Source organism: Janthinobacterium sp. 344, from assembly GCF_900112025.1.
Taxonomy (GTDB): domain Bacteria; phylum Pseudomonadota; class Gammaproteobacteria; order Burkholderiales; family Burkholderiaceae_D; genus Janthinobacterium.
In genome coordinates this window covers 465,208-478,463 of record NZ_FOKL01000004.1, presented here as the reverse complement: position 1 = coordinate 478,463, position 13,256 = coordinate 465,208, and the positions used below count along the sequence as shown (strand labels likewise).

Annotated in this window: 12 protein-coding genes; 10 read left to right on the top strand and 2 right to left on the bottom strand. The window is 66.1% G+C overall.

Going from position 1 to position 13,256, the window contains the following annotated elements:
- Window positions 1–63: 63 nt before the first annotated feature.
- From can to BM193_RS14405, 5 genes are all read left to right on the top strand, one after another.
- Window positions 64–732, top strand: coding sequence for a carbonate dehydratase (gene can, locus BM193_RS14425; protein WP_092796826.1), 669 nt, complete (start codon window positions 64–66; stop codon window positions 730–732).
- 163 nt (window positions 733–895) lie between these two features.
- Window positions 896–1,780, top strand: a complete 885-nt coding sequence (locus BM193_RS14420; protein ID WP_092796824.1) for a TauD/TfdA dioxygenase family protein — start codon at window positions 896–898, stop codon at window positions 1,778–1,780.
- A gap of 87 nt (window positions 1,781–1,867) precedes the next feature.
- Entirely contained in the window at window positions 1,868–2,842 is a 975-nt protein-coding gene (locus BM193_RS14415) for an ABC transporter substrate-binding protein (protein ID WP_254786177.1), read from the top strand.
- Window position 2,843: 1 nt separating this feature from the next.
- Window positions 2,844–3,689 (top strand): ABC transporter ATP-binding protein, encoded by an 846-nt coding sequence (locus tag BM193_RS14410; RefSeq protein WP_092796820.1) that lies wholly within the window; start codon window positions 2,844–2,846, stop codon window positions 3,687–3,689.
- Window positions 3,686–4,558, top strand: coding sequence for an ABC transporter permease (locus tag BM193_RS14405; protein WP_175533283.1), 873 nt, complete (start codon window positions 3,686–3,688; stop codon window positions 4,556–4,558). The genes BM193_RS14410 and BM193_RS14405 overlap by 4 nt, the downstream gene beginning before the upstream one ends.
- Here the strand turns inward: BM193_RS14405 and BM193_RS14400 are convergent, their stop codons facing one another.
- Complete coding sequence (locus BM193_RS14400) at window positions 4,559–5,446, bottom strand: HTH-type transcriptional regulator ArgP (RefSeq protein ID WP_092796817.1); 888 nt, start codon at window positions 5,444–5,446, stop codon at window positions 4,559–4,561.
- Window positions 5,447–5,590: 144 nt separating this feature from the next.
- Here BM193_RS14400 and BM193_RS14395 point away from each other — a divergent pair, with 144 nt between their 5' ends.
- The 5 genes from BM193_RS14395 (at window position 5,591) to BM193_RS14375 (ending at window position 12,026) form a co-directional block, all read left to right on the top strand.
- Window positions 5,591–8,020, top strand: coding sequence for a penicillin-binding protein 1A (locus BM193_RS14395; RefSeq protein WP_092796815.1), 2,430 nt, complete (start codon window positions 5,591–5,593; stop codon window positions 8,018–8,020).
- Window positions 8,021–8,024: 4 nt separating this feature from the next.
- A complete protein-coding gene (locus BM193_RS14390) occupies window positions 8,025–8,648 on the top strand; it encodes a trimeric intracellular cation channel family protein (protein WP_092796813.1) in 624 nt (207 codons plus the stop codon).
- Between the two features lie 96 nt (window positions 8,649–8,744).
- Complete coding sequence (locus BM193_RS14385) at window positions 8,745–10,631, top strand: beta-propeller domain-containing protein (RefSeq protein WP_092796811.1); 1,887 nt, start codon at window positions 8,745–8,747, stop codon at window positions 10,629–10,631.
- 49 nt (window positions 10,632–10,680) lie between these two features.
- Entirely contained in the window at window positions 10,681–11,244 is a 564-nt protein-coding gene (locus BM193_RS14380; RefSeq protein ID WP_254786140.1) for a sigma-70 family RNA polymerase sigma factor, read from the top strand.
- Complete coding sequence (locus BM193_RS14375; protein ID WP_092796809.1) at window positions 11,241–12,026, top strand: hypothetical protein; 786 nt, start codon at window positions 11,241–11,243, stop codon at window positions 12,024–12,026. The genes BM193_RS14380 and BM193_RS14375 overlap by 4 nt, the downstream gene beginning before the upstream one ends.
- A gap of 6 nt (window positions 12,027–12,032) precedes the next feature.
- Here BM193_RS14375 and BM193_RS14370 read toward each other — a convergent pair whose 3' ends face one another.
- Window positions 12,033–13,178 (bottom strand): MFS transporter, encoded by a 1,146-nt coding sequence (locus tag BM193_RS14370; protein ID WP_092796807.1) that lies wholly within the window; start codon window positions 13,176–13,178, stop codon window positions 12,033–12,035.
- Window positions 13,179–13,256: the final 78 nt, after the last annotated feature.

Below are 13,256 nucleotides of genomic sequence, written 5' to 3'. Positions count from 1 at the left end.
GCACACGTAATACCATGCGCCGGGATGCTCACACATCCCGGCGTTTTTCTAAGGAAATAAATCATGAGCGAAGTGAAAAGCGGCGCAGCCCTGTCGGAGTTACTGGAGCGCAATCAGCGCTGGGCCAGTTCGATGGTGGAAAAGAACCCGGACTACTTCAAGAACCTGGAAGCCCAGACCTCGCCCGAGTATCTGTGGATCGGCTGTTCCGACAGCCGCGTGCCCGCCAACGAATTGCTGGGCATGCCGCCAGGCGATGTGTTTGTGCACCGTAACGTTGCCAATGTGGTGGTCCATTCCGACCTCAATTGCCTGTCCGTGCTGCAATTTGCCGTCGACGTGCTGAAAGTCAAACATGTGATCATCGTCGGCCATTATGGCTGCAAGGGCGTGCATGCGGCCCTGACGGGCACGCGCATCGGCCTGGTCGACAACTGGCTGCGCCACGTGCAGGACGTGGGCCAGAAACACGAGCGCTATCTGGGTGACGTGCTCTCCAGCCGCGAACGCAGCGACCGCCTGTGCGAACTGAACGTCGCGGAACAGGTCGTCAACGTCTGCCAGACCACCATCGTGCAAGATGCCTGGGAACGTGGCCAGGACGTCAGCGTGCACGGCTGGGTATATGGCTTGAAGGATGGCGTGCTGAACGACCTGGGCGTGACCATCACCAAGCGCGATGAACTGGCGCCGCGCATGGCGGCCTGCCTGGCCCGCTACGAAGTGGCGTAAGCGGCCCCGCAGCGGAACAGGGCGGCCGGCCTCAGCGGTCGTCCAGGCGGCGCATGGCCTGCGGTGCCTTGCATCAGCCGCATATCCATATAGTAAATGCTTCGTTTGCAACGGCGGCAAGCCGGCATACAGTGAACTCCCCTCGTTCACTGATGAAGCCATCATGTCGGCCGTCCTCAAAGCCCAACTTTCCCGTAGTCATTTCCAGATCGAGTCCTTCGATGCGCCCCTCGGCGCGCAAGTGCTGGGGCTGGATCTGGCGCAGCCGCTGTCGCTGGGTGATTTCCAGCGCCTGCACCACGCCCACCTCGACCACCACGTGCTGGTGTTCCGCGACCAACATATCACGCCGCGGCAGCAGGTCGATTTCAGCCGCCGCTTCGGCCCCCTGCAAATCCACGTGCTGCGCCAGTTCCAGCTGCCCACGCAGCCGGAAGTGCTGATCATCTCGAATATCGTCGAGGATGGCCAGCCCATCGGCCTGGGCGACGCCGGCCATTTCTGGCATTCCGATTTGTCGTACAAGGAAGTGCCCAGCCTCGGTTCCATGCTGCACGCACAAGAGTTGCCGGACGAGGGCGGCGATACCGTGTTTGCCAACATGCACCTGGCGTGGGAAAGCCTGCCGGCCGCGCTGCGCCACGCCGTGCGCGGCGCCCGCGCCGAACACAGCTATCTGAGCCAGTATGAGGAGTTGCGCCGCCGCAACCCATGGCGCCCCGCGCTGACGCAGGCGCAGATCGACGAAGTCACGCCCGTCACCCATCCCATCGTGCGCGTGCATCCGGAAACGGGCCGCCGCGCCCTGTTCGTCAGCGAACACTTCACCACGCGCATCGTCGGCTTGCCCGACGACGAAAGCCGCGCCGTGCTCGATGAGTTGTTCGCCCACAGCGTGCGCCCCGAGCATTTATATGTGCACCGCTGGCAGCCGCACGACCTGGTGTTCTGGGACAACCGTTCCCTGATGCATCTGGCGACGGGGTGCCCGCCGGACCAGCGCCGCAAACTGTATCGCACCACCATCGAAGGCGATGCGCCGTACTGATTTTTCCCTGTCAGCCTGACCCAAGGAGTGTCCATGTTGCCGATCTTGACCTTTGCCCGCCCGCGCCGTTTGCTTGCTGCCTTCGCCATGCTGTGTGCCGCATGCGTGACCGCGCCCATGGCCCGGGCCGAAGGCCAGATCCGCATCGCGGGCCAGCATGGCATCACCTTCTTGCTGCTCAACATTGCGCAAGAACAAAAGCTGATTGAAAAGCATGGCAAGCAGCAGGGCGTCGACGTGAAAGTCGAGTGGATCACCCTGTCCGGCGGCCCGGCCATCAATGACGCTTTGTTGTCGGGCAATATCGATATCGCGGGCGCTGGGCTGGGGCCGCTGCTGACCATCTGGGACCGCACCAAGGGACGGCAGAACGTGCGCGGCGTGGCCTCGCTGGGCAACTTTCCCTATTACCTCATCAGCAACAACCCGAAGGTAAAAACCCTGGCCGACTTGACGGACAAGGACCGCATCGCCTTGCCCGCCGTGTCCGTCTCCGTGCAGGCGCGGATATTGCAGATGGCCGTCGCGAAGCAGTGGGGCGACAAGGAATTTGCCCGTCTCGATAAAATCACGCAAACCCTGCCGCATCCGGATGCGGCCGCGGCCATCATCGCCGGCGGCACGGAACTCACCGGCCACTTCGGCAACTCGCCGTTCCAGGAACAGGAATTGGCGCAGAATCCGAACGCCCGCATCATCCTGAACTCGTATGACGTGCAGGGCGGGCCCAGTTCGTCGACCCTGCTGTATGCGACGGAAAAGTACCGCAAGGACAATCCGAAGACCTACCGCGCCTTCATCGCCGCCCTGGCCGAAGCGGCACAGTATGCGAGCAGCCATCCGCAGGGCGCGGCCGACATCTATATCAAGGTGAACAAGAGCAAGGTGGACCGCAATCTATTGCTGAAAATCTTTGCCAATCCGCAAGTGCAATTCAAGATCGCGCCGCAAAACACCTATGGCCTGGCGCAATTCCTGCATCGCGTGAGCGCCATTCGCAACTTGCCGGACAGCTGGCGCGATTATTTCTTTGACGACCCTGCCATCCCGCAAGGAGGCTGATATGCACGCGCCCGCTTTTCACCTGGTACGTCCGCCCGTCACGGTGGAGCCATTACTCAGCGTCAAGCATGTCAGCCTGGAATACCGGACGGAGCAGCGCACCGTGCGGGCCACGCACGACGTCAGTTTCGACGTCTTCCGTGGCGACCGTTTCGTGCTGCTGGGCCCCTCGGGCTGCGGCAAGTCGTCCTTGCTGAAAGCCGTGGCCGGCTTCATCGCGCCGCGCGGCGGCAGCATCGCCATGCACGGCCAGCCCATCAGCCGGCCTGGACCGGACAGGGTCGTCGTGTTCCAGGAATTCGACCAGTTGCCGCCGTGGAAAACGGTGCTGGAAAACGTCACCTTCCCTTTGTTGGCCAGCAAGCGGCTGGACAAGCAGGCGGCCCGCGAGCGCGCCCATCACTGGATCGCCAAGGTGGGCCTGGCCGGCTTTGAGGACGCGCATCCGCACACCTTGTCGGGTGGCATGAAGCAGCGGGTGGCCATCGCCCGCGCCCTGGCCATGCAGCCGGAAGTGCTGCTGATGGACGAACCGTTCGCCGCCCTCGACGCCTTGACGCGGCGCAAGATGCAGGAAGAGCTGAGCCGGCTGTGGGAGGAACTGCGCTTCACGCTCGTCTTCGTCACGCACTCGATCGAGGAAGCCTTGGTGGTGGGCAACCGCATCCTGCTGCTGTCACCGCATCCGGGCAGGGTGCGCGCCGAACTCAATAGCCATCAATTCGGTCTGCACAGCGCGGGCAGCGCGGAATTCCAGGCCGCCAGCAGCCGCATCCACGGCCTGTTGTTCGACGAGGATGCCGTTCCTGCCCCGCAGGCGGACACGCCACAGCGGGAGGCCGTGTGAGCGTGCTGCTGGAACCGCCCATCCGCCAGGAGTTCGTGCATGCGGCGCCGCCGCCGGCCGGCGTCATCGTCGAGCGGCCGCTGTCGCGCTGGCAGCGCTTGAGCCAGCATGCGCTGTGGCGCAAGATCGTCATCTTGCTTGGCCTGGCCCTGCTGTGGGAAGGCGCGGCGCGCTGGACGCACAACGATTTATTGCTGCCCAGTTTTCTGCAGACGGCGCAGGCGTTTATCGATGGCATCGCCAGCGGGGAATTGCTCACGCGTACGGCCGCCTCGCTGATCGTCTTGCTGCAGGGCTACGCGGTGGGCGTGCTGGCCGCCTTCGTGCTCACCTTGCTGGCCGTCTCCAGCCGCCTCGGGCGCGACCTGCTGGAAACCCTGACGGCCATGCTCAATCCCTTGCCCGCCATCGCGCTGCTGCCGCTGGCCTTGTTATGGTTTGGCCTGGGGCGCGCCAGCCTGATCTTTGTCATCGTGCATTCCGTGATGTGGCCGCTGGCCTTGAACACCTATGCGGGCTTCCAGAGCGTGCCGGAAACCCTGCGCATGGCGGGCCGCAATTACGGGTTGAACGGCCTGCGCCTGGTGCTGCACATCCTCGTGCCGGGCGCCTTGCCGTCCATCGTCTCGGGCCTCAAGATCGGCTGGGCGTTCGCCTGGCGCACCCTGATCGCGGCCGAGCTGGTATTCGGCACCACGTCGGGGCAGGGCGGCCTGGGCTGGTACATCTTCCAGAACCGCAACGAGTTGTACACGGACAAGGTCTTCGCCGGCCTGGCCGCCGTCATCGTCATCGGTTTAATCGTGGAAAACCTGGGCTTTCGCAGCCTGGAGCGCGTGACGCTGAAGCGCTGGGGCATGCAACGGTAGTTATTTCAGCATGCTGCGCGCCGCCGCGATGATGTGCCGCGACAGCTGCTCCAGGCGCGGCGACTGCACCTTCCACGTATGCCAGTACAGGGCCACGTCGGCCGGCGTCTTGGGCGTGAGCATTTCCACCAGTTCGCCATCCGTGTTCGCTTTCAATAACAACTCGGGCACCATGCCGTAGCCGAGGCCGTAGCGGATGGCGTTGAAGTGCGAGGTGGCGCCGGGCACGTAATGGCAGGGGTAGGCGCCTTCGGGCAAGCCCAGCGCCTCTTGCAGGAACGACGATTGCAGGGTGTCCTTGCGCGTGTAGGCGACGACGGGCGCCGTGCGCGCCGCCTTGCGCGTCAGGCCGTGCGCAAACCACTGCTGGCGAAACGCGGGCGTGGCCACCAGCCAGTAGCGCATCACGCCCAGCGGCTCGGCCGTGCAGCCGCGCATGGGTTTCGCTTCCGTGCTGATGCAGCCGATGGCCATGCCCGTCTCCAGCAAGGTATACGTGTGATCCTGGTCTTCCACCGTCAAGTCCAGCAGCACGCGTTCGCGGATCAGCACCTCGGACAGGGCGGGGAAAAACCAGGTGCCCATGGAATCGGCGTTCAGCGCCAGCACCAGGGTCAGCGGGGCATCCTGCTGCACCGCCAGTTCCGCCTGCAAGTCCGCTTCCAGCAGCTTGGCCCGCTTCAGGTACTGCATCAGGCGCTGGCCCATGCGCGTGGCGCGCGCGGGACGGCTGCGCACGATCAGGGCATTGCCCAGCTGGCTTTCCAGCGCCCGCACGCGCTGCGAAATGGCGGGCGAGGTCAGGTGCAACTGCAGCGCCGCCTGCTCGAAACTGCCCGTTTCGACGACGGCGCGGAACGCTTCCGTATGCTTGGGGTTCAGGTTCATGGTGCGCGCCTAACATAAGAAAAATTTATCAATACTAAATAATACTTACTTTTGATAAGGATTGGTGTGTTGCAGTGCACAATGCCTCTTTGATGGAGTGCCGCGCGCCCACGCGCCGCCTCCTGGCAGCAAGGGAATCACCACATGGAAGCACAAGCGAACGACACCACCACGCGCAAGCCGCAGTCGCAACTGGCGCGCAACCTCAAATTCGGCCTGGGACTGACCCTGGGCCTGGGCCTGGCCGGCGCGCTGGCGGGCGGCTACTGGCTGCGCCAGGCGTGGCAGGACTTGCCCGCCGTCGAGCACCTGGCCCAGTACCAGCCCGCGCTGCCGCTGCGCATCCTCTCCAGCGAAGGCGAGCTGCTGGCCGAATACGGCGAAGAGCGCCGCGAATTCCTGTCCTTGAAGGACATCCCCCTGCGCATGCGCCAGGCGCTGCTGGCCATCGAGGATGCGCGCTTCTACGAACACGGCGCCGTCGACTTTTATGGCTTGACGCGCGCCACCCTGGCCAACGTCGTCACGGGCCACCATGCGCAGGGTGCCAGCACCATCACCATGCAGGTGGCGCGCGACTTTTTCCTGTCGCGCGAAAAGACCGTGCAGCGCAAGCTGACGGAGATGCTGCTCGCCTACAAGCTGGAGCAGCACTACGGCAAGGACAAGCTGCTGGAGCTGTACATGAACCAGATTTATTTGGGCGAGCGTTCCTACGGCTTTTCCGCCGCCTCGAACATTTATTTCGACAAGCCGCTGGCCGATGTCAGCATCGCCGAGGCGGCCATGCTGGCCGGCTTGCCGAAGGCACCATCGGCCTATAACCCCGTCGCCAATCCGCAGCGCGCCACCGTGCGCCAGCATTACATCCTGCAGCGCATGCGCGAACTGGGCTACATCACGCCGGCCGAATACACGGCCGCCGTGGCGGAAAAGCTGGCCCTGAACAAGGACCGCAACAGCTCCGTGCACGCGGCCGCGTATGCGGTCGAGGAAGCGCGCCAGCTGATTGTGCAAAGCTACCCGGAAGGCGCCTACAGCATGGGCCTGGACGTGACCACCACCATCCGCATGGCGCCGCAGCGCGCGGCCGACAAGGCGCTGCGCGATGGGCTATTGAATGCGCAGGCGCGCCGCGGCTATCGCGGCCCGGAAGCGCGCCTGGCCGCTTCCGAAGACAGCGTGGCGCGCCGGCTGGCCGCCTACCCGGACAGCGGCGAACTGCGCGCCGCCCTCGTGCGCAAGGTGGAGACCACCGGCGCGCGCCAGATCAAGGCGCAGCTGCGCAATGGCGACGAGATCGTGCTCACCGCATCGGATGCGCGCCTGGGCGGAAAGCTGCAGTGGGATGGCAAGCGCGCCATCGTCGAGGGCAGCGTCATTCGCGTGGTGCACGAGGCGGCGAAAAACCGCTGGCTGGTGAGCCAGCTGCCGGAGATGGAAGGCGCGCTCATTTCCGTCGACGCGCACAGCGGCGAAATCGTCGCCATGGCGGGCGGCTTCGATTTCTACCGCAACCACTACAACCACGCCACGCAGGCCTACCGCCAGCCCGGTTCCAGCTTCAAGCCTTTCGTGTATTCGGCGGCGCTGGAAAAGGGATATTTTCCCGGCACGTCAGTCGATGACACGCAGCGCCTGCTGCTGCCGCAGGAAACGGGCGCGCAGCCCTGGCGCCCGCGCAATTACGGCAACAACTACGAAGGCTTCATCAGCGTGCGGCGCGGCCTGGTGCGCTCGAAAAACCTGGTGGCCGTCAGCCTGATGCAGGCGGCAGGTCCCGGCTACGTGCAGCACTACGCCACGCGCTTCGGTTTCGAGAGCGCGCGCAATCCCGTGTCGCTGCCGCTGGCCTTGGGGGCGGGCGCCGTCACGCCGCTGCAGCTGGCGCAATCGTATGCCGTGTTCGCCAATGGCGGCCTGCAGATGCCGCCAAAGCTGATCAAGGAAGTGCGCAGCCGCAGCGGAGAAGTGCTGTTTTCCGATGCGGCGCCACGCGCCAAGGGCGAGCCGGCACCCGGTACCCAAGTGATCTCCACGCGCAATGCCTACGTCATGGACAGCATGCTGCGCGACGTCGTCAAGAGCGGCACGGGACGCGGCGCGCTGGCGCTGGGACGCGGCGACGCGGCCGGCAAGACGGGCACCTCGAACAATGCGTACGACGCCTGGTTCGCCGGCTATTCCTCGGGCCTGGTGTCCGTCGTCTGGCTCGGCTACGACCAGCCGAAAAGCCTGGGCAACGCCACCGGCGGCACCCTGGCGCTGCCCGTCTGGCGCGACTACATGCAGGTGGCCGTGCAGGGCCGCCGCGAACAGGTGCTGGCCGAACCGCAAGGCCTGGCCCTGCTCGACGGCGACTACGTGTACGCCGAATACCTGGCCGGCGACTGCCTGAAGGATAACTTCGCCTTTATCCACAGCAGTGTCAGCTGCGGCAGTGGCGCAGATAACGCCGATACGCGCCTGGCCAATGGCGAAGAGCGGGGCAGCAGCGGCGCTGGCCACGAGGCGCGCACCCTGAGCGAAGCGCGCGAACGCGAACAAATTCTCAAATCATTTTCGGAAGAGTAAGAGCATGCTGTTATATACGATTTACCTGGTGGCGATCGTCGCCGAAGCGATGTCCGGCGCCATCATGGGCATGCGGCGCGGCATGGATTTGTTCGGCATCTGCATGATCGGCACCGTCACCGCGCTCGGTGGCGGCACCATCCGCGACGTGCTGCTGGGGCACTACCCGCTGGGCTGGATCGCGCATCCCGAATACCTGCTGTTTACGGTGGGCGCGGCCGTTGTCACGGCCGTGGTGGCGCGCTACCTGCACCACCTGCGCACGGTGTTCCTGCTGGTCGACGGCCTGGGACTGGTGGCGTTCTGCGTGATCGGCTGCGACATCGCCATGTCGGCCAAGATGCACCCTGCCATCGTGGTGCTGGCGGGGATGATCACGGGCGTCTTTGGCGGCCTGCTGCGCGATATCCTGTGCAACCAGATTCCGCTGGTCCTGCAGCGCGAAGTGTATGCCACCGTGGCCCTGTTTACGGGCAGCCTGTATGTCGGCCTGCTGTACTTCAAGGTCGACAGCTCGGTGGCGCAACTGGCGTCGATCGGCGCCGGCTTCCTGTTCCGTTTCCTGGCCCTGCATTTCGAGTGGCGCCTGCCGAATTTTAACGGCGACCGCATCCGGGGTTTCGAGTAAGGCGACAACTTGCAGAAGAGGTCGACGCGCATTTAACCCCTTTTTCTGCGTCGCCGCGTTTCATGTTGGACACCCCAGCCAACCGGAGAAGAAGCGATGTCCAGCGCCCGCACGATCACCTTGATACTGTCCCTGCTGCTGTCGGCGGCCAGCCACGCCGCCGGGACGGCGCCCAGGAAAACCCTGGCGCCATTCGCCAGCGAGCAAGCCTTGAGCAACTACCTGCGGCAGCTGCAGGCGCGCCAGGCGGCATTGCAGAGGGAGCAGCGGCAACTGCAGCGCGCCACGGCGCAGTCCATGGCGGCGGCCCCGCCGGCTGCCCCCGCGCCGATGGTGGCGAAAGCGGCGCCGGCGCCGGCGGCATCGGCGGAGGCGGCCGAATCCGTCACCAATGTGCAGACGACGGGCGTGGACGAAGGCGGCATCGTCAAGCTGCATGGCAAGCACCTGGTGATCCTGCGGCGCGGCAAGCTGTTCACCGTGCAGGTGGGCGGCAATGCCCTGCAGCCCGTCGCTTCGCTCGACGCATTTGCGCCGGGGGCCGACCCGTCCGGCAGCTGGTACGACGAGATGCTGGTCGATGGCGACACGGTCGCGGTGATCGGCTACAGCTACAGCCGTGGCGGCACGGAAATCGGCCTGTTCGACATCAACGCGGACGGCAAGCTGGCCTACCGTGCCACGTATCACTTGCGCTCCAACGATTACTACTCGTCGCGCAATTACGCCAGCCGCCTGATCGGCAGCAAGCTGGTGTTCTATTCGCCCCTGTCGCTGGATTTTCGCCGCGGTGATATCTTCGGCGGCTTTCCCGCCCTGCGCCGCTGGCGCCCTGACGCCGTGCCATCGGACTTCAAGCGCATCGCCCCGGCCACCCACATCTACCGCACCGACGACGAGCTGGAGCCGGGCAATGGCGTGACCCTGCATACGGTGACCGTCTGCGACCTGGCGCAGCGCGACATGCGCTGCGCAGCGACGGCCGTGATGGGGCCGCAGGGCCGCGTGTTTTACGTGTCGGGCGAGTCCGTTTTCGTGTGGACCACGCGCCGGGGCAGCGACTCGGGCGTGTTCCGCATTCCCCTCGACGGCTCGGCGCCCAGCGCCCTGAAGGTGGCCGGCGCGCCCGTCGACCAGTTCTCGTTCCTGGAGAGCGGCGACGGCCACCTGAACGTGCTGCTGCGCGCCGAGGGCCAGGGCGATGCCATGTGGGATGGCGCGCGCGGGCGCGGCGACATGGCGCTGCTGCGCGTGCCACTGGCGTCGTTTTCCGATGGCCGCGACAGTGCGCCGGCCGGCAGCTACCGGCCGCTGCCCGGCGGTGGCGGCTACGGGCTGCAGAACCGCTACGTGGGGGCGTATCTGTTGTATGGCAATCCGGGCAATGCCGGACGCCGCAAGGCCGACCAGGCCTGGCCGCGCCAGCCCCTGTATGCCGTGCGCTGGGCCGATGCGGGCAGCGTGCAAGCCTTGTCCCTGCCGCATGGCGTGGAACGCATCGAGGCGCTGGGCGATGACGCCGTGGTGATCGGCGCGCAGGGCAGGGATCTGCATTTCAGCAGCATCCGCCTGGGGCCGCAGGCGGCCGTCGCCACGCGCTACATCCGCGCCGACGCGGCGCAGGGCGAGTCGCGCAGCCACGGCTTCTTCTACAAGCCGCAAGCTCAAAATGAGGGTCTGCTCGGCCTGCCCATCCTGGGCGCGGACGAGCGGCCCGGCTTGAACCGTTCAGCCGCCTCCGTCCTGTATCTGCGCAACAGCGGCTTGACCTTGACGGAACTGGGCGCGCTGGCGGCGCGTCCCGGTCCGGCGCCGGACGACGGCTGCCGCGCATCGTGCGTGGACTGGTATGGCAATGCACGGCCGCTGTTCCTGCAGGGCCGCGTCTTCGCCCTGCTCGGCTATGAACTGGTGGAAGGGGCGCTCAGGGAGGGACAGATCCGCGAAGTGCGCCGCATCAGCTATGCACCAGCCGCACGCTGACGGCGGACAGAAATTGTCGCTGCCGCGCAGTTCGGCTACACTGCTTCGCATGCCCGACACTTTACTCACCGCCACGGATGAAGACCTGATGCTGCGCTACGGCGCCGGCGACCTGCCGTCGTTTCGCGAACTGTACCGGCGCCACAGCCAGGGCCTGTACCGCTTCGTGGCCTGGCGTTCGCCGCGCCGCGCGTGGGTCGACGAGATCGTGCAGGATGCGTGGGCCAGCCTGCATGCGGCGCGCGCCGGCTACCAGCCGCAGGCGGCGTTTCGCACCTATCTGTACCAGATTGCGCGCAACCGGCTGATCGATTTGCTGCGCCAGCGGCAAGGGCAGGAACAGGAAGCGGGCGAACTGCCGGACGAGGGCGCATCGCCGCAGCGGTCGCTGGAACAGAAGCAGCAGCATGCGCGCCTGCATGCGGCCATCGCCGCGCTGCCGGTGGAACAAAAGGAAGCGCTGGTGCTGCAGCAGTTCAGCGGCATGAGCATCCAGGATATCGCCGTGGTGACGGAGACGGAAGCGCAAACCGTCAAGAGCCGGCTGCGCTACGCCATGCAGAAATTGCGGACCCAGTTGGATGGCGCGGCAGGCACGGGAGGACAGGCATGACTACGCACGATCAAGATCACGACGAAGCCGATGACGCGGAATTGAACGCGCTGCTGGCCAGCCTGCCGCAGCCGGCGCCTTCCAGCGCGCTCGATGCGGCCATCCTGGCCGACGCGGAAAAAGCCGTGCACCAGCCGGCAGCGGCCAACGACAGCGCCGATGGCGCGCTGCGCACCCTGCCTGTGAAGAAAGCCCCCGACCACCTGCAGCGCTGGCGCATTCCGCTGGGGCTCGCCGCCGCCGTGCTGCTGACGGTCAACCTGATCGGCGTGGACTGGTTCGGCTCGAAGCCGGCGCAGTTCCCCGTGGTCGGCGAGCCGGCCACGCAGGCGGTGGCGCCTGCGCCTGCCGCAGAAGATTCCGCGCCGCCGGCGCCCCCTTCGCCAGTGGCGCCGGCGCCATTGGCGAAGGCCAGGACGCCAACGAAGCCTGCGGCGCAGGCCGAGCTGGCACCCCCGGCGCCACCACCGCCGCCTGCCGCAGCAATGGGCCAGCAGATGCAGGCGCAGATGGAGCAGAAAGCCGCCATGCAGGATGAATCGACCCTGCAGCGCCGGGCGCCCGCGCAGCGCGCGCTGGCCATGCCCGCTCCCGTCGCCGCCCGCGCCGCGCCGCTGCCGCCGCCGGCAAGGCTCGACGCCGCCGTGTGGCTGGTGAAGATCGACGCCCTGCTCAAGGCGGGCGAGGGCGCGCTGGCGCACGAGGAATGGGCCGCGTTCCGGCTGGCCTATCCCGATTATCCGGTGGCCGAGGAGCTGCGGCAGCGGTTGGAAAAGAAGTAAAAAACGCTAGACGATTCCCTTCCTGCGCTCCCACACGGCGCTGCCGACGAAAATGGCGCAGCACACCCACATCACGGCCGGCAGGGCGTTCACGCCCACGGACTGCATCAGCACGCCCGTCAGCAGTGGCCCGCCGCCGCTGGTGATACCCCAGGTGGCGTTGACGATGGCGCTGGCGCTGGTCAGCGACAGGCCCGTAAACCGTTCGCCGCAGGCCACCAGCGCCAGCATGTAGATGCCGCCCGCCGCCGCGCCCAGCAACAGCAGCAGGGTCCACCACAGCCACGGCGTGCCGACGGCGAACGGCAGCAGCGGCAGCAGCAGGCAGACGGCCACGCCGCAGCCCGCGTGCACCCTGGCGCGGCCAAAGCGGTCGGCCATCCAGCCCAGCGCGAATTGCAGGCCCGTGTCGCCCACCAGTACCACGGTGGCCGACAGCAGGGCCAGGTCCGTGCCGATGCCGTGTTCCATCGCATACAGGGGCAGCAAGCTCAATGCCAGGGTGTCGAACAGGGCGAAGAAGGCGGCACCGAGCACGATCATCGGCATGCGCGGCAGGATCAGGGTCCATTTGACGCCATGCTCTTCCGGCTCCCTTTCCGGGCCGCTGTTCGAGATCAGCATCAGGCCCGGCACGGCCAGCAGGAACAGCAGGCCGCAGGCGGCGAAGCTCCATGAAATCTTGTCGTTGAAGAGGGCCACGAGGGCGGGGCCGATCAGCTGGAAGAAAGTAAAGCTGGTGGTGTACATGGCCACCACCCTGCCGCGTGAATTGTCGGGCGCCAGGCGGTTGACCCATGCTTCGCCGATGGTAAACAGCACGCCCATGGCGCCGCCGAAGAGGAAACGCAGCACGCTCCACGCCAGAAGATGGTCGCTGAACTGCATGGCGATCGTCGCCAGCGCTGCCACCCAGACGGCGCCCAGCATGGTGGCGCGCGCGCCGAAGCGTCCCACCCAGCCCGAGACGAATGGCGAAGCGGCCAGGATGCCCAGGGCGCTGACGGCCGTGATCATGCCGATGATATCCGTGCCCACGCCGCGCTGGTGCAGGGTCAGCGCGGTGAGCGGCATGGTGGCGCCCAGGCCCAGTCCGACCACGCCGATGCTGACCACGAGGGCGAAGAAATCGCGCCATGGCATCTGCTTCATGGCTGCCCCCGCAGGGTGGAAACGGCGCTGGAAGGAACGGAACAGTGGTGTGGATGCATGGAAAAATAGGCGGCTTTG

What these genes read in the sequence shown, in the direction of transcription:
- can (WP_092796826.1), top strand. Translation starts at nt 64, where the DNA reads ATGAGCGAAGTGAAAAGCGGCGCAGCCCTGTCGGAGTTACTGGAGCGC.
- BM193_RS14420 (WP_092796824.1), top strand. Translation starts at nt 896, where the DNA reads ATGTCGGCCGTCCTCAAAGCCCAACTTTCCCGTAGTCATTTCCAGATC.
- BM193_RS14415 (WP_254786177.1), top strand. Translation starts at nt 1,868, where the DNA reads ATGCTGTGTGCCGCATGCGTGACCGCGCCCATGGCCCGGGCCGAAGGC.
- BM193_RS14410 (WP_092796820.1), top strand. Translation starts at nt 2,844, where the DNA reads ATGCACGCGCCCGCTTTTCACCTGGTACGTCCGCCCGTCACGGTGGAG.
- BM193_RS14400 (WP_092796817.1), bottom strand. Translation starts at nt 5,446, where the DNA reads ATGAACCTGAACCCCAAGCATACGGAAGCGTTCCGCGCCGTCGTCGAA.
- BM193_RS14395 (WP_092796815.1), top strand. Translation starts at nt 5,591, where the DNA reads ATGGAAGCACAAGCGAACGACACCACCACGCGCAAGCCGCAGTCGCAA.
- BM193_RS14390 (WP_092796813.1), top strand. Translation starts at nt 8,025, where the DNA reads ATGCTGTTATATACGATTTACCTGGTGGCGATCGTCGCCGAAGCGATG.
- BM193_RS14385 (WP_092796811.1), top strand. Translation starts at nt 8,745, where the DNA reads ATGTCCAGCGCCCGCACGATCACCTTGATACTGTCCCTGCTGCTGTCG.
- BM193_RS14380 (WP_254786140.1), top strand. Translation starts at nt 10,681, where the DNA reads ATGCCCGACACTTTACTCACCGCCACGGATGAAGACCTGATGCTGCGC.
- BM193_RS14375 (WP_092796809.1), top strand. Translation starts at nt 11,241, where the DNA reads ATGACTACGCACGATCAAGATCACGACGAAGCCGATGACGCGGAATTG.
- BM193_RS14370 (WP_092796807.1), bottom strand. Translation starts at nt 13,178, where the DNA reads ATGAAGCAGATGCCATGGCGCGATTTCTTCGCCCTCGTGGTCAGCATC.